Annotated in this window: 9 protein-coding genes, 1 other RNA gene and 2 pseudogenes; all 12 read right to left on the reverse strand. The window is 59.0% G+C overall.

The window, feature by feature from the left end; genetic code table 11:
- Positions 1 to 190 precede the first annotated feature (190 nt).
- Positions 191 to 892, reverse strand: coding sequence for a M48 family metallopeptidase (locus KQP88_RS03645; protein ID WP_216704882.1), 702 nt, complete (start codon positions 890 to 892; stop codon positions 191 to 193).
- Positions 889 to 4,215, reverse strand: a complete 3,327-nt coding sequence (locus KQP88_RS03650) for a type I restriction endonuclease subunit R (RefSeq protein ID WP_216704883.1) — start codon at positions 4,213 to 4,215, stop codon at positions 889 to 891. The genes KQP88_RS03645 and KQP88_RS03650 overlap by 4 nt, the downstream gene beginning before the upstream one ends.
- A gap of 299 nt (positions 4,216 to 4,514) precedes the next feature.
- Positions 4,515 to 4,763, reverse strand: a pseudogene (locus KQP88_RS25700) (AlbA family DNA-binding domain-containing protein); the annotation flags it as partial.
- Positions 4,723 to 6,120: a restriction endonuclease subunit S gene (locus KQP88_RS03660; RefSeq protein ID WP_216704884.1), complete on the reverse strand. Its 1,398-nt coding sequence runs from the start codon at positions 6,118 to 6,120 to the stop codon at positions 4,723 to 4,725. The gene KQP88_RS03660 and the pseudogene KQP88_RS25700, both read right to left, overlap by 41 nt.
- The gene (locus KQP88_RS03665) at positions 6,113 to 8,608 is read right to left on the reverse strand and encodes a type I restriction-modification system subunit M (protein ID WP_216704885.1); all 2,496 of its coding nucleotides are present in this window, start codon (positions 8,606 to 8,608) and stop codon (positions 6,113 to 6,115) included. Before KQP88_RS03665 ends, KQP88_RS03660 begins: the two co-directional genes overlap by 8 nt.
- A 526-nt stretch (positions 8,609 to 9,134) precedes the next feature.
- A pseudogene (locus KQP88_RS03670) lies at positions 9,135 to 9,614 on the reverse strand (tyrosine-type recombinase/integrase); the annotation flags it as partial.
- A gap of 107 nt (positions 9,615 to 9,721) precedes the next feature.
- Positions 9,722 to 10,113, reverse strand: a transfer-messenger RNA (tmRNA) gene (gene ssrA, locus KQP88_RS03675).
- A 118-nt stretch (positions 10,114 to 10,231) separates the two neighbouring features.
- Positions 10,232 to 10,519 (reverse strand): hypothetical protein, encoded by a 288-nt coding sequence (locus KQP88_RS03680; RefSeq protein ID WP_117184056.1) that lies wholly within the window; start codon positions 10,517 to 10,519, stop codon positions 10,232 to 10,234.
- Positions 10,520 to 10,642: 123 nt separating this feature from the next.
- Positions 10,643 to 13,453, reverse strand: a complete 2,811-nt coding sequence (locus KQP88_RS03685; RefSeq protein ID WP_216704886.1) for an FAD-binding and (Fe-S)-binding domain-containing protein — start codon at positions 13,451 to 13,453, stop codon at positions 10,643 to 10,645.
- On the reverse strand, positions 13,450 to 14,121 hold the full coding sequence (locus tag KQP88_RS03690; RefSeq protein WP_216704887.1) for a LutC/YkgG family protein: 672 nt from the start codon (positions 14,119 to 14,121) through the stop codon (positions 13,450 to 13,452). Before KQP88_RS03690 ends, KQP88_RS03685 begins: the two co-directional genes overlap by 4 nt.
- Positions 14,121 to 15,578 (reverse strand): LutB/LldF family L-lactate oxidation iron-sulfur protein, encoded by a 1,458-nt coding sequence (locus KQP88_RS03695; protein WP_216704888.1) that lies wholly within the window; start codon positions 15,576 to 15,578, stop codon positions 14,121 to 14,123. Before KQP88_RS03695 ends, KQP88_RS03690 begins: the two co-directional genes overlap by 1 nt.
- Positions 15,575 to 16,399, reverse strand: coding sequence for a (Fe-S)-binding protein (locus KQP88_RS03700; RefSeq protein WP_200994769.1), 825 nt, complete (start codon positions 16,397 to 16,399; stop codon positions 15,575 to 15,577). The genes KQP88_RS03695 and KQP88_RS03700 overlap by 4 nt, the downstream gene beginning before the upstream one ends.
- Between the last annotated feature and the right edge of the window lie 29 nt (positions 16,400 to 16,428).

A 16,428-nucleotide genomic window follows, 5' to 3' on the forward strand; every position in this document is an offset into this window, starting at 1 on the left:
TCCTTAGAACGTGAGCTGCTATACAGCGTATCGCCTGCATTGGGGGTCTATCGTCTGGCTCGAAGGTTAAGTGCTGAGAGTTATCGGGTCGATGTAATCCTGATGCTTGTAAGCCATCTTCAGAGTCAAGTTGTATGGTTCTGACCAGTACCTATACCGCGTGCGCTGGAGACATCGTCCGCTATGATACTCAGATGCCTTCAACATCAATTCCGTGTTCTGCCAACCATGTCTTGCGCTGTGCGTAGTCAGGCATGACGCGCTCCAGGCGTAGCCAAAATTCTGGGGTGTGATGTGGCTCTTGCAGATGCACCATCTCATGCACCACCACATATTCCGCAATGGGCTTGGGCAGCAGAATGGTCTTCCAATGAAAGTAGAGCTGCGCGCCCTTGCCACAGGAGCCCCACCGATAGCCCAGATCCTGCACACGTACACCGCTTGGGATCAGGTCCATGCGGGCTTGGTGGTTCTTGACGCGCAAGGCCAGCCAGCTGCGCGCATGTTCGCTGTACCAGCGAATGAAATGCTCGCGAGCTCGTGGCAGTTCGCTGCGCAGCAGGCGAAAACGACCCCCAGAGAGTTTCAGCGGCACATCCTGCTCATCAACCAGTTTGAGGCGATGGCTTCGTCCTAGATATAGAAACCCTTCCCCGTCGACGTATTCCTTGATCGGAATTGCGCGCTGCAGGCGTTCCTTTTCGGCCAGCCGCGAGTAAATCCAGAAGCTTTTTTCCGTTACGAATTGCCGCAGCGCTTGCTCCTCAACCTCTGGTGGGGCTGACAGGATAAGGGCGCCGTCACGCTCGACAGTGATCTGTAGCGTCTTACGCCGCGCGCTGCGGCGTAGCGTCAGTTGCAGCTCGCCTACGGTGAGGGTCTGGCTGCTCACAGTTGCATCAACCGATCATGGCTAGCTCTCGCTTGGTCCATCAGCCGGTCAGACAGTACACCCGCCGTATCGCTGTCCACCAAGGGAGGACGTAGCCGCATCAGGTAATCGAATAGCTGCCCGGCTAGTTCCTCCTGTGCCGCTCGCTTGCGCGGGCTCCAGATATCGCGGTGGCTTTGGAGTTCGCCCACCAACAAATCGACCAGTTCCACTGTCACATCCTTCAAACACAGCAGCTCGGCGGGCTGCGGATTGGCGTCGGCACACACCACATCCAGCAGGGTGCGCAGGAAGGGTGCATAGTGCTCGGGCAGATCCAGGGGGCTGTAGTCATCGCTCATTTGACCGCTGCGCAGCTCGTTGATGATCTTCTGCATCTGTTCAACCAACTGATCCCACTGCGCGCCCAGCGACTTGAGCAGCTCGTTCAGGCGTTCAGACAGCTTGCGATAAAGCACCGGATCTTCATCAGCATGCTTGCGCACATGCGAGCGAATGGCGTGCTCCATCTCTGAGGCCTTGGCGCGGTCGTTGACGCTACGAGACAACTGTTTCTCGAAGTCTGCATCGGTGAGCTGGATCGGCGGAATCTTCGGGTCGATGCCCAGCGAAATAACGTGATCGTCGATCAGCTTGCGCACCTTGGCACCGACATCCTTGCCCAGTTGTGGCAGGTCCTTGTAGCGCCCGCGCGCTCGTGCATGGATATAGGCCAGACGCTTGGCATCTTTGACGAAGGGCAGGCCCTCGGGGCGTGGCAGTACGGTGTCCAATGAGTCGAGAAACGCTTTGAGCTTTACCGCAAATTCGGCGCGCACCTTTTCCGACTCCAGTGCGGCAATGCAGGCTTCGGCATCTTCCAGCGATTCGATGCCCTGGCGACGTAGCACATCCACCACACGCAGATGACGATCTCGCAATACCGGCACCTCGTCCTTGATGCTGCTCAGCGCACCTTCGATATCCTCGTCGGCATAGGCTGCCAGGGCTTCGCGCAGGTGGTTGGCGACCCCGTAGTAGTCGACCACTATGCCACAGCGCTTGCCGAAACCAGTACGGTTGACCCGCGCAATGGCTTGCAGCAGCTCGGCTTCCTTGATTGGCCGGTCAAGGTACATGACCCCTTCGATGGGGGCGTCAAAGCCAGTGAGCAGCATAGACTTAACGATCAGGAAAGCCAGCGGGTCGGCCTTGCCCGGCTGCTCATGGCTCAGGGGCTTCTTGAAGCGCTGGATCAACTGCTCGTGCTTGCTGGCATCCGTCCAAGTTTTCCACTCGGTCGGATCGTTATTTGAGCCGGAAATAATCGGCGCGAACTCCAGGTTGCGTAGCCTGTCGCGATAGCGCCACGCCTGCACGCGCGCCTGCAGCTTGGGTGGACGCTGGCACAGTGCTTCATCGTCGAGGTCCTTGTCGGTTGCTGGTAACGCTTCGGCCTCGGCCAGCAACTGATCGCGGGCGGCCTGCAGCGCGTGGAAATAGCGGATTGCCGCAATCCGGCTATAGGCTACAACCTGCGCCTTGTAGCCATTGGGCAGAATATTGGTGACGTAATGTCTGAGGATGTCGCGCGCCTTATCAGCGATCAGCGCGGGGGCATCAAAGATATGGCCTTTGGTGGCGTATTTTTTCTTGATCAGCTCCAGCTCGTCCTGACTGTGCTCACGGAACAAATCCTCGAACAGTTCATCCAGGCTCGCCCCATCTTTCACCGCGCCTTGGGCAGTGCGCCCTTCGTAAAGCACCGGCACCGTCGCGCCATCTGCCTCGGCTTCCTTGATGGTGTATTTATCGATGAACGCGCCGAAGATTTCGTGGGTGCGTTTTTTATCGCCCATGATGATCGGTGTACCGGTAAAACCGATGCGCACGCAGTTGGGCAGGCCTGCCAGCAGGTTCGCGTGCAGATCGCCGGCCTGGGTGCGGTGCGCCTCATCGATCAATACCAGAATGCTCTCGTCGTGGTTGAGCACCTCGAACGGTTTGTTCACAAGATAGGGGGCGCGCTTTTCTGCGGCTTTGAGGGGGGCCGCAGCTTGCACAGGGATCGGCGCCTCCCCATCTTCCTCCTGCTCGGAATTTCGATACTTTTGGATGGTGGCGAATACCAAGCCGGGGCCCTGGCGACGTGCCAAGGCCTTGACACCCTGAATACTGGAGGCCACCTCCGGCAGCTCGCCGCTCAGTGTGGCAGTGGCGGCGAGCTGATTTTGCAGGTCTTTACGGTCGGTGACCACGATGATCTTGAAGCGGCGCAGTTGTGTATCCGTGCGCATCTTGCGCACCAGAAATACCATGGTCAGGCTTTTGCCCGAGCCTTGAGTGTGCCAAACGATGCCGCCGCGTTGGTCACTCTCGCCATGCTCAAGACGTGTCTGCCCGCGTTTCATGCGGGTCACTGTGCGGTTCACCGCGCGGTATTGCTGGTAGCGGCAGACCGTCTTGATGGTCTGCCCGCCAACCTGCATAAAGAGCATGAAATGTCGTATCAGATCGAGCAGGTGGGCTGGCGTGAGCATGCCTGCCACCAAGCGTTCCTGCTCGGACAGTTTGGCTTTGCCCAACTGCTCGGCTACTGACTGCTCGCTGCCGTTGCCATCCGGGCCAACCACGGTCTTCCATTGGGAGAAATGCCCGAAGCCAGCACCAATGCAGCCCACCCGTGCTTCGTCGTAGCTACTGGCGACCAATAGCTGCACACTGGCGAACAGAGTCTCGTTGCCCTCGTTCTCCTCGACCTCGAAGGCCGCCTTGCGCTGGTTGCTGTAACGACGTAATTGATCGACAGCCTCGGCAAGCGGTTCTGGAATCGAGGGGCTCTTGCACTCCACCAACACCAGCGGGATGCCGTTCGCCAGCAACACCAGATCCGGGACGATAAATTTCTTGCCGCTGTTATACCCTGGCGGGCAATCCACTCGGAACTGGTTGATCACACTGAAGTGGTTATTGGCCGGGGTGGCCCAGTCGATGTACTGGATGGTCTGGCCACGCCCGCCTTCCCAGCCTGGGAGACCTTCGACAGTGATGCCTTTGAGCAACAGCTCAGTGACTGTTTGGTTGGCTTCCATCAACTTGCCGGCGCCCACGCGGGTAATTGCCGCCAGTGCTTCGGCAATGCGCTGTTCATCCAGCCAGGGCTGACCGTCGCGCAGGTTGATGGCACACAAGCGCTCGGCCAGTGCGGCCCGCTGAATCACTTCACTGAAGCTTTTGCGGCCAGTGATGGCCGGGTCGTCGAGGCTGCCCTGGATATGCTTCCAGTTCAGCCCCTGTAACTGAGCCACAAAGGGTTTTTCGACGTCTTCCAATTCCCAGCCCACGGGTTACTCCTTTAATCCAGTTCAGGCGTGTATGGGCTCATACAGGCTCATAGCGGCTCATAGAATTTTTAGCCGAGCCTATAGGCCGACCAGCGTCGCTCACCTTGCAGTATCAATGCGCCCTTGTCTTTCATGCGCTTAAGCAGTTTTGCCGTCTGATCAGGTGAGAGCAGGCAAAGATCCATTACTTCAGCGAGTTGAATCTGCTCCTGCTGCACATAGTTCAAAACCATTTGCTCATGTTGAATAGGTGTGACGCTAGCCTGGCGGGTATAGGCGGCTGTGGGCACATCGATGCGCGCCTCGACCTGCACGTTCAGCGACGGCGAGGTGCGCGCTGCGATCATCCCGGCTAAGCCGTCCAGCAGATGATGCTCGGCATGCAGGCTGGTGGGCGTACCGTCGTCCTCGACACCTAGCCATAGCTCGCCGCCCTCGGCATTGGCCAGGCAGATTAGCGCCTCGATCAGCTCGGGGTCGGGGAGCTTGCTTCGGTCGCTCTTGAACTCAACGTTGAGAGTTTCGCAGGGCGGTAGGCGTCGGGGCATACCAGGCTTCCGTTTGTGCATCAGCTTGCTGAATAGATTCCAGTAGCGGGGTGACACGGACGCGGCCGGAAAGCAGGTCGTCCATAAGACCTACTTTGACCGCCCGTAGTACCTCTAGTCCCTGCAGCTCGCGTTGCAGTTGAGCATTTAGTGTCTTTGTGCGGCAGAGGATAACTGTCTGCTCGTTAGTTTTCGGAATCGCGACTTTCAAGCTCGTCACGATAGAGGAGCTGATTTTTACCATACTCTCAGACGTCCCAGATGCGGCAGCTTGGACTTGTCTACGCACTTTTTTTGACTGCAAGACCAACTCTAGGAACTCGGCACTGGTCTCCTCGGAGGGCAGCAGTCGCATCATCAAGTCCGGATAAGTGCAAGGCGTACCCACATCGCGATATACCCCCACGAGACCAACCAATTCCCTTGTGTTGGCTCGGCTGATGAGAAGGTCTCCCTCGTTCAACCGCGCCCTATCTAACCCTTTATCTGCAGCAGGCGCAGGTTTGAGCTGGGTGGGTAAGAATCCTTCCTTAGTGAGGCAACCCAATCCGAGCATCTGAATTCCTGTCCACTCTCCTGCCTCCTTTGGGGAGTAACCGTTCTTGGGCTTTCCAGTCAGCCAGTGGTCGAGTGTGTCCCAGCTCCACTCTTTAGGAATCCATCCCAATGGCGATGCCTTGTACAGCTCTGGCGCTTGGCTCTGTGGCGGGCGCAGTTGGCCGTTGGAGTCGATGCCGCGGGTCAGTAGGTCGTGCAATAGGCCCAGTTTAACGGCCTTGAGCTTGTCGATCAGCACCTCGGTTTTGCAGATGGCAGTGTCGAGGGTATCGAGGACTTGAGCGATGAGTTTTTTCTCATAAATCGGCGGGTTTGGTACCTCAATGCTGCCAAACTCGGCACCTGAGATTTCGAGAAAAGTTGTTCCTGATGCTCGACGGACCAGCTCAGGTTTAACCTTCTCAAAAAGGTGAAAGTAGTACCTCCCATCGGCGAGGTTCTTGAAAATAATCGACTTGAAGCCTTGATTGGTTGCCATCGAAACAGCATTGATAGCTCTCGCCCCAAGTGTTGCCCGAGTCGTCACCATCAACGAGCCCGCAGGAAGCAAATTGGCTCCGCTACCAATGAGCCCAGCGTGACTGATGTGCTCTTGTGTGCGATGCAGCAGTTGTGTTTGCGTGTTACTGATCTCGCCAGGCGTAACCCACGGGATATCGCCATTCCAGTAGGACGGTATTTCCCGTGAGGGCGTACCCCCGCCAGCAACTGTGCCGAGTTTGCGAATCTCAAGCCGCTCCCAGTCGCAAGGTAACTTTTGCAGGAAATCTTCGTATGGGTTCTTGGGCTGCTCACACATACCCTAGCCCCCTCAAGAATCCTTGCAACGCCACCGCCGCCGTATCTCGCTTGTGCTCGATTTCATTTAATGTCACGCGGTACTTGTCCCACCAGTTCTCGAAAGCCGTTACGATCTGTTTTCGCTGGGCGGAGACATAGCGCTCAAGAATGGCCTGCATATCGTTGTGCAGGATGGTCAGCAGCAGCTCAGCGGCTCGTGGCTCATCCAGCCCGTCGACGCCTTGATTCAGGTGGCTGGTGAATTTTTCCTGCTGGGTTTTGAGCTGCTTCTTTACCTTGGTCAGCTCGGCTTTCCAGATTTTGAGCTGAGCTTCATTGATGGGTTTTTCCTCGCTATCGGCACCCGCATCGATATCGGCTTCTTCCGAATCCTCCCCCTTGGTTGGGGCGGCGGCCTTGAGCTGACTATCTAGTTCGACCTTTTTCGCTTCCAGGTCGGCCAACTCGGCAACGAAATCGCCGAGCAGGAATTCCACCAGCTTGTGCTCCAGAGGGCTTTGCTTGCTGGACTTGTCTTCCAGGGCGGTGATGATGCTGGTACGCCAGGCATCAATCACGCCCCGGCTGCCACGGGCCATCAGGCCGAGAAAGTCATATTTGCTCTGGTACCAGAAGCCCGCGACGATGCCCCTGACCTGAAAGGGGTCGAGTAGGCCGATGCCTTCCAGCGTCTGGCTAAAGCTGGCCAGCAGTTCGCCTCGCAACTGGACCAGGGCAGCGCTGTTATCCAGCTTCCCAGCCATCGCGGTGATACGCGGGCTGTGTTCGTGCCACCAGCGCTCGAATGCCTCACGGAGGGAGGCTTCCTTGACCCGCAGGCCTGCATTGCTTTCGATGGCCGGCTTGAGGTCGGTGCGGCAGCTCAGCTCGCTGCGAAAGTCGAGATATTGTGCGTCGCGCGCCACGAAGAGGTCCTGCGGGTCGAGGCCGTGGGCGGAGAATAGCGGAGCTTTCGCTTCGACTTCGGCCTTGGGCACCCCGCCAAGCAGGTGAGCACGCACATCATGCGGCTCAGGCGGCGGTGCGTTATCCACATAGCGGCGAATATTCAGATTGTAGTTGTTGGCGCGCAAGGTGGTGATATCCACTACATCGCTGAGGCCATCGATCCCGCGGAATTCATCGAAAGCAGTGGTGATCTTCTCGATATGTTCTGGCAGTAGATAGTTCTGCGCACGGCCCTCGAAGTACTCGCGGTCGGCGTTGATAAACAGCACCTTGCCTTGGCGCTCGGCAGGCTTGGCGCTGACACGGTTGGCGCCTTCCTGCTTTTGTTGGCGCAGGATAAGGATGCATGCCGGAATGCCGGTGCCATAGAACAGGTTGGCCGGCAAGCCGATCACTGCTTCGAGCAAGTCGTTCTCGATGATGCTAGCGCGGATGCTGCGTTCCTCACCGCTCCGGAAAAGCACTCCATGAGGAAGTACGGTGGCAATCATGCCCTCGTCGCGGGTCACAGCGAGCATGTGCTGGAGGAACATCAAATCGGCCTTTTTCGAGCCCAGTGGCACCTCGCCGAAGCAGAAACGTTGCTCGCGGAATGTCGGGTTCCAGGCCAGGCTGCCATCTGGACTTTTCTCGGTATGGCCCCAGTTGATGGAGAATGGCGGGTTGGTGAGAATGCGGTCGAAGCGACGTAATTCGCCGCCCTCGATATGCCGAGGGTCAGCCAGGGTATCTTCGTTTTCCAGCCAAGCGTTGCTGATGCCGTGCAGCAGCATATTCATCTGCGCGATCGACCAGACGGTGCCGTTGAATTCCTGGCCGAACAGGTTGGCCTTGCGGCCGTCCTCGCCGTGCTCATCGATATATTCCTTGGCAGCAATCAACATGCCGCCCGAGCCGCAACAGGGGTCGTACACGTCGTGTGCCAGAGTCGGCTTGAGCAAGTGCACCATTAGCCGCACTACCGAGCGCGGAGTATAGAACTCGCCACCTTTCTTGCCGGCTGAGTCAGCGAATTCGGCGATCAGGTACTCGTAGGCGGCACCCAGCAGGTCGGGGAATTCGAAGTCACTGTTGCGCAGGCGCACTTCACCGAAGTGGGTGATGAGCTGGCGCAGCTTCTGATCGGGAATCTTGCCCTGGCCGATCTTGCGGGTGAAGTCGATGTGCTCCAGCACCCCTTCCAGGGAGACGTTATCTTCCTCAATGCCGCCCAGCGCTTTGTTAAGCAGGTCTCCGACATTGATGTGCGCTTCGTTGAGCAAATACTTGAAGCGCGAATGGCTGGGCACCCAGAAATTGCCATCACGTTTATACCAGCGTGGGTTTTCCGCCGTGACAAAGGCCTCGGCCTTGCTCTTGCCAGCGTTTATCTCATCGGCTACGACCTGCTCATAGCGTTCCTCGAATACGTCGGAGCAGCGCTTGAGGAACAGCATGCCAAAAATGTATTCCTTGAACTCCGAGGCATCCATCTTGCCGCGCAGAATATCGGCAGCCTTGAACAGATGACGTTCCAGTTGTTGCAGCGTGAGGGGCATTGCGAAATCTCTTGTGTGCACCCAGGGAGCGGATGCCGATCCTGATGGCATAAAATGCCGGTGATTGTACCCCAATCTAAGCTCGGCACTGAGCAGTCTCGGTTGCAGGGGGGCAGGTATATAGGCATCCATCACCGAGGAGGTGACCGGGCGAGCTACCGGATGCGAATCGCCATTTGGGGGGAGAACCACCGCGAGAACGGCGTGACCTTCAAGGTTCGGGTCACCTGGGTTGCTGTCATCGACAGCGCTTGCACGGCCAGTTCTACGCCTGTGGATAAACCCGCTCAAGGTTCGAAATTCAGCGCCACTTTGGACTTGAAGAGCGTTTATCCACCGGTGGAATTCCGTGGTAAACCCTGGACAACGTGGTGGCTTTTAGCTCTTCAATGTAAGGCCCATCCAAACAGAGCGGCTTTGCAGCCCTGTTTGGATGGGCCCGCGCTGAGAAGCGGATAAGCGAGGTTGCTTGCCCCGAATCTTTAACGTTCAGTTGTCGCTGCTGCAGTTCTTGCGCCGTAAAGATCTAGCGAATCGGCACCACGTTCTTGTCTCTGACTTGGCCGTACGCTGAGGCGAGCAGGCTGCCGGTGGCGGCTTTCTGGATGTAGTCACTCCACCAGGCCATCATCGGGCGCCGGCGCTCGATGTAGTCGGCTCGGTTGTAGGCGCTCCGCACCTCATCCTTATCGACGTGCGCCAGTGCCACTTCGATGAGCTCCGGGTCCCACCCATGTTCATTCAAGATGATGCTGGCCATTGAGCGCATGCCGTGGCTGACCAGCCGATCTTGAAAGCCCATGCGTTTCAACGCCATGTTGGCAGTCTGGCTATTGGCGTGGGGGCGCGGATTTCTGTCTGACGGAAAGACGTATTCACGATGGCCGCTGTGAGTCTTCAGTGACTCCAACATTGCGACGGCGTGATCACTCAATGGGATGCTATGTAGGCGACGCTTCTTCATCCGCTCCGCTGGGATAGTCCAGACACGCCTTTCAAAGTCGAGCTGGAACTCAAAAAATCGCAACAGCCCATAAAAGCGCTGGAAACCGCGTATTTACTGAATTTCAGACACAAAAAAAGACGCCCTAAGGCGTCTTCATTTGTCAGATTTGGTGGAGCCGGGGGGATTTGAACCCCCGTCCGCCAGTACTCCGCTGTCGGTACTACATGCTTAGCCGTGTCTATTAAGTTAACCCTCAGCGACCCGACGGGCAGGGTGCTTTGGGCGAGTTGCGTAAGATTTAGTCGCGTCGGCCACAACGTCCTAAGCGACGATCCTGTTCTATATGACAATCATTTCGGGTTTACAGGCATCCCCTGATGATTGCTGGAGCCGAAGCTACCAGAAGGAAGGCTAGCGCCGCTTACGCAGCGAGAGCTTGTTCCCCGTAGGTTTCGTCATTGGCAACTATAGAAAGTTGCAACAGTGGATTTACGACTTCTGTTACCAAGTCGGCATGCACCTAAAGTTTCATCACCGGCGTCGAATCCTAATCGGCCCCGTGACGGCTTTCGCTGTCATTGGGCGGGAGTCTACGCCAATTGAGGCGGCGCGTCGACCCGCGTCTTGCTTTGCCGACCGAGGCCCGCCCGCTGGCTGGCCTCGGTGCGTGGTTCTTCTTACTTGCTGCCGCCTTCGCTGCCCGAGCCGATATTTTTCAGTTCGGTGATGGCCTGGGTAGTCAGTTCGACGCAGGTCTTGTTGTCGCCTTTGGCCTGGGCGGCGCGTGCGTCGGTTTCGGTTTTGGCCAGGGACTGTTTCAGGTCGGGGCTCAGGTTGGCGTTGGTGGAAACCTGGGCATCCTTGATGGTCTGCAAGTTGCTGCCGCACAGATCGTCGGCGGCGAACACCGGGGAAGCCAGCATGACAGAGCTGAGGAGTAGTCCAGTCAGGGCGGTACGCTTCATATGTCTCTCCTTGATTACCGGTTGCTTGGGCGGATGCCCATGAGGTGAATAAACCCGTTCGTGTAGGGGTTAAAAGGATGGACTGTGACGAAACGCAGGGGTTCTATTTATTTTCATGGCCCATTACACGGGTTTCGCCCGGGTCACCCGGTCAACCAGGTACACCAGCCCGTGGTAGTCGATGCCGCCGTGTTGCGACAGGCCGATTTCACAGGTGCGGCTGGTGGAGATGCCTTCGTTGCAGTGCTGCACCGCATCCTTGAGCGAGCGCAGGGCGTGGGCGTTCAGTTCGGGAGTGGTGAAGCCTTTGTCGCCCGCGAAGCCGCAGCAATGAATGCCTTCCGGGATGACGACGTTGACGCTGCACAGGCGAGCCAGTTCGATCAGGGCCTGGCTTTCGCCCAGGTGCTGGGTGCTGCAGGTGACGTGAACGGCAATGGGCTCCTGTTGCGGGGTGAAGGTCAGTTTGTCCAGCAAGTGAGTGCGGATGAAACGCACCGGGTCGTAGAGGTCCAGTCGGCTGTCTTGCAGGTCCTGCACCAGTCGCAGGGTGCAAGGGCTGGTGTCGCAATAGATCGGGTCGAGCCCACCGCGGCTGGCTTTGGTCAGGGCGGCCAGCAGTTCCTGGCGTTTCTCGTCGGCCTGCGCGTTATAGCCTTTTGAGGCGAAGGGCTGGCCGCAGCACAGGCTGTCCTGATTGTCCGGGAACACTACTTGGTAACCGGCTTTTTCCAGCAGGCCACGGGTTTTGTCCAGCAGTGAAGTCTGCTCGTGATCCCTGGCCGATGGTCCCATCACCCGCGAAACGCAGGCCGCCAGATACACCACTCTGGGGCGCTGATCGTCCACGGGCGCGGTGAAGCGAATGGTGTTTTCGGCCTGTGGCATGGCCGGTGTCCATTGCGGGATGCGCCCGGCGGATACCTTGTTTAGAGTGGCCGACAGTCTGGCCAGGCGCGGCGCACCCAGCAGCATGCGTGCGCCGTTGGCGGCGTGGAGGGTAAAGCGTGCGCCCTGTAGCGCGGTCTTGAAGTTGTGCGCCAGCCAGTTGGCCGTTTTGCCGTGGCTGGCTTCCTGTTGGCGCAGCTTCCTGACCAGTTCGCCGGTGTTGATGCCGACCGGGCAACGCTGGGCGCACAGGCCGGTGGCGGCGCAGGTGTCGAGGCCTTGGTAGTGGTAATCCTGTTCCAGTTTTCGGGTGTCGGCACCGGCGCGTTTCTTTGCCTGAATGTCGCGCCAGATGACGATGCGCTGTCGCGGGCTCAAGGTCAGCCCCTTGGACGGACAGACCGGTTCGCAGAAGCCGCACTCGATGCATTTGTCGACGATTTCATCCGCGGCGGGCAGCGGTTTCAGGTGCTTCAAGTGGATCTGCGGATCGTTGCTGAGCACCACGTCCGGGTTGAGAATGCCGTTGGGGTCGAGCAGGCGTTTGAGTTGCCACATCAATTGATAGGCGTCGCTGCCCCATTCCTTTTCGACGAAAGGCGCCATGTTGCGCCCTGTGCCGTGTTCGGCTTTGAGCGAGCCGCCAAACTCCACGGCCACCAGTTCCGCCACGTCCTCCATGAAGGCCTGATAGCGGGCGATTTCTTCCGGGTTGTTGAAGCCCTGGGTGAAGACGAAATGCAGATTGCCCTCCAGCGCGTGGCCGAACAGGATGGCTTCGTCGTAGTGATGTTTGTCGAACAGAGCGATCAGGCGACGCACGCCGATGGCCAGTTGTTCGACCGGGAAGGTGACGTCTTCGATGATGACCGTGGTGCCGGTCTGGCGCACGGCGCCGACAGCCGGGAAGGTGTCTTTGCGGATGGCCCAGAGGCGGGCGTTTTCCAGCGGGTCTTCGGTGAAGTCGACCTGCTTCTCCACCGGGAAGGACGCCAGCGACGCCATGATCTGCGCCAGTTGTTCATGCAGTAAATCTCGGGACGCTGCCCGAGTTTCGATCAGCAGGGCGCAGGCATTTGCCGAGAGTTCGCGGACAAAGGCCGGCATGCCGGGTTTGTCCTGCACCGAGCGCATGCTGCGCCGGTCTAGCAGTTCGACGGCGGCGACCGGCTGGTTTTTGAGCGCGGTGACGGCGTTGCAGCAGGTTTCCACATCCGGGAAGACGATCAGCGCCGAGGCTTTGTGCGGATGGTCGGGCACGGTGTTGTAGGTCACTGCGCTGATAAACCCCAGCGTGCCTTCGGAGCCCACCAGCAGGTGGCTGAGGATATCCAGCGGCTCGTCGAAATCCACCAGGGCGTTGAGTGACAGGCCGGTGGTGTTTTTCAGGCGATATTTGTGGCGAATTCGGGCGGCCAGTTCGGTATTGGCGCGGGTGGTGCGGCCCAGATGGGCGAGTTGTTCCAGCAGGTCGGCGTGGCTGGAGCGAAAGGCACGCACGCTCTCTGGATCTTCAGTGTCCAGACGTGTGCCATCGGCCAGTACGAGACGAATTCCGGCCAGCGTGTGATAGGTGTTCTGCGCCGTGCCGCAACACATGCCGCTGGCATTGTTGGCGACGATGCCGCCGATCTTGCAGGCGTTGATCGACGCCGGGTCCGGGCCGATCTTGCGGCCGAACGGTGCCAGCCAGGCATTGGCCTGTGCGCCGATGACGCCGGGTTGCAGGCGAATCTGTGTGCCTTGCTCCCGTACTTCCCGGCCATTCCAGTTGTCGCCCAGCACCAGCAGCACCGAATCGCTGATGGCCTGGCCAGACAGGCTGGTGCCTGCGGCACGAAAGGTCACCGGGACGTTTTCAGCCTGGGCCAGCTTGAGCAACGCCACCACTTCGTCTTCGGACTCGACCCGGATCACCAGTTTGGGAATCAGTCGATAGAAGCTGGCGTCAGTACCGAAGGCCAGTGTCGAAAGCGGGTCGTCGAAGCGCCGGTTTTCCGGGATCAGGCGGCGGGCTTCGTGGATGAAGTTCTCTGGCAGGCTCATGCGTCTTCCACGATCAGGACCACAAGGTCTTTGGGGCCATGGGCGCCGTAGGCCAGCACCTGTTCGATATCAGCGGTCTTGGACGGGCCGGAAACCAGCAGGGCATTGGTCGGCATGCCGCCGCTCCAGTGCTGGATGCGCTGGGCTTCACAGAGGTTGTCGTAGATCTCGCTGGCTTTGAGCAAGGCGAAATGCACCGGCGGCACCAGGCTCATCAGGCGCGGCTCTTCTCGTGTCGGCCAGATGATCAGGCTGCCGGTGGCGGCGATTGCACCGGCTGTGGTGGTGAAGCTGGCCGGTGTGTCATCGAACAGTTCTTTTTTCCATTGCTCGATGGGCCGGTCATAGGTCTTGAGGGCTGGCAGGTCTGGGCGGGTTGCCCAGTGTTCGGTGACACGCTGCCCATGGGCGGTGGTGGGCGCGATCAGCAGGCTGGGCAACTGGCGATCATGCACCAGTTCTGCGAGCCGTCGAGGCCAGTCCGCTTCCGTACAGAGGTGGATTTCCGTATGCACGGCTTCCATCAGTTTGCGCAGTTGGGCGACCCGTTCCTGTGGCGCGTAGGTCCAGGGTTTCGTCACCAGGACTTCATCGAAGTTGTCAGCAATCGGTGTCGTTCCCGTCAGGCTCTGGCGCAGTTTGGTAAGGATGTTTTGCTTGGCGCTCATCAGAGTTCTCCGGGCTGCTTGCTCAGGTGCTCGCGTGCCATTTCATGCAGGGAGCGGGCAGCGGGTTTCGGGGCGCTGTGGTTCTGTGTCCAGGGACCGACATTGCCGGGCATCAGGCCACGCAGGCGAGTGGCCATGAGCGCGAATGCTTTATAGAGGGCGGGCGAGGTGTTGAGTTTCGTCCAGGCGTTCCAGATCAGGCGTTCCTTGCGTGAATATTTGCGGCCCTGATCGCGCATCACCCGTTCAGGTGCGTCCGGTGCCTTGACGTTTTCTTCGCGCAGACGGCGCAGCAAGGCCGGAATCGGGATCTTCACCGGGCACACTTCGCCGCATGCACCGCAAAGCGATGAGGCGCTGGGGTGGTCTGGCACTTTGCTCAAGCCTGCCATGTGCGGGGTGATGATCTTGCCGATGGGGCCGGGGTAGACCTCGCCGTAGGTGTGGCCGCCGACGCGGGTGTAGACCGGGCAATGATTCATGCACGCGCCGCAGCGAATGCAGTTCAGGGTCTGGCGCAGTTCGCTGTCGGCAAAGGCCTGGGTCCGACCGTTGTCCAGCAGCACCAGATGCACTTCCTGCGGGCCGTCCAGTTCATGCGGCTTGCGCGGGCCGGAGATCATGTTGACGTAGGTGGTGATCGGAATGCCCAGCGCCGAGCGGGTCAGCAGTGATAGCAAGGGGATGGTGTCGCGCAGGTTTTCGACGACTTTCTCGATGCCGGTCACAGCGATATGCACGGGCGGCACGCTGGTGACCATACGGCCATTGCCTTCGTTTTCCACCAGTAACAAGGTGCCGGTTTCGGCAATCGCAAAGTTGACGCCGGAGACGCCGATATCCGCCTCGAAGAATTTCTGGCGCAGCACGCGGCGGCCGATCTGGATCAACTGATCGACGTCGGTGGTGTACTCCACGCCCAGCTTTTCATGGAACAGCTTGCCCACCTGACCGGCGTTCTTGTGGATGGCCGGCATGATGATGTGCGAAGGTTTTTCGTGGTCCATCTGCACGATGTATTCACCCATGTCCGCTTCCAGGCACTCGACGCCGCGTTCGCCCAGGAAGTCGTTCATCTCCATCTCTTCGCTGACCATCGACTTGCCTTTGATCACTTGCCTGGCTTCGTGGGCATTGACGATGGACAGCACGATATCATTGGCCTGTTCGACGGTTTCGGCCCAGTGCACATTCACGCCGTTGCGGATCAGATTGCGTTCCAGTTGCTCCAGCAGGTCCGGCAATTTGGACAGGGCCCGGGCGCGAATCGCATTGCCCAGTGCACGCAGGTCTTCACGTTCTTCAGGGTCGCTGAAGGCCGCGGCACGCTTGCTCATCAGCGAGTCCATGGCGCGCCGGAAGTTACCGCGCAGTTGCTTGTCGCCAAGGGCTTCATGGGCGCGGGAGCGGAAGTCCGTTTCGACTTCCATGGCAGGAATGCGGGTTTGCGTATTCATCGCTGTTCTCCGGTGCGTTGCCACAGGAAGCTTGCCAGGTGCAGGCCGCGCAGGGATTCGCGTTGTTTCTCCAGCGCGCCGTTGATGTTCATCAGGCAGCCGCAATCGGCGGTGAGGATCTGGTCTGCGCCGGATTCCTTCAGCGCGTGTGTCTTGTCGGCGACCATGGCCCCGGAAATATCCGGCATGCGCACGCTGAATGTTCCACCGAAGCCGCAGCATTCGCTTTCATGGTCGTGCTCGACACGCTGTACATTGGCCAGTTGGGACAAGAGTTCACGAGCATGCAGATGCGTGTTCATTTCGCGGCGTGCCGAGCAGGAGGTGTGCAGTGCGATCTTGATCGGTTGCCCTTGATCGTTCAGTCGGGCCTTGCAGACGAACAGCAGGAACTCGGTCAGCTCATAGGTGCGCGCTGCCAGGGCGCGGACCTGTTCGAGGGTGTCGGGTTCGTCCTTGAACAGGTCGGGGTAGTGCTCGCGAAACATGCCGGCGCAGGAGCCGGAGGGCACGATCACCGGGTAGTCGTCCGCGAACAGTGCCAGTTGGGCGCGGGCCACTTCACGGGCCTGATCGGTGTAGCCGCTGGTGTAGGCCGGTTGTCCGCAGCAGCTTTGTTCTTGCGGGTATTCGACGGCGATGCCTTCCCGTTCCAGCAGGTGGATGGCGTCCATCCCGGCTTCGGGGAAAAACAGGTCGACCACGCAGGTGCCGAACAGGTAGACCCGCTTCGGTTTCTCGGTGGGGTATTGCCGTGGCCCATGACGCGCTGGCGCGACTCGGGTGGCATTGGGTGAGGCATTGTAGAAAAGCTCGCTCATCAGGTGTTTCTCCGGGTGGGCCCGGTTAT

It is taken from the genome of Pseudomonas lijiangensis, from assembly GCF_018968705.1.
GTDB classification, from domain to species: Bacteria; Pseudomonadota; Gammaproteobacteria; order Pseudomonadales; family Pseudomonadaceae; genus Aquipseudomonas; species Aquipseudomonas lijiangensis.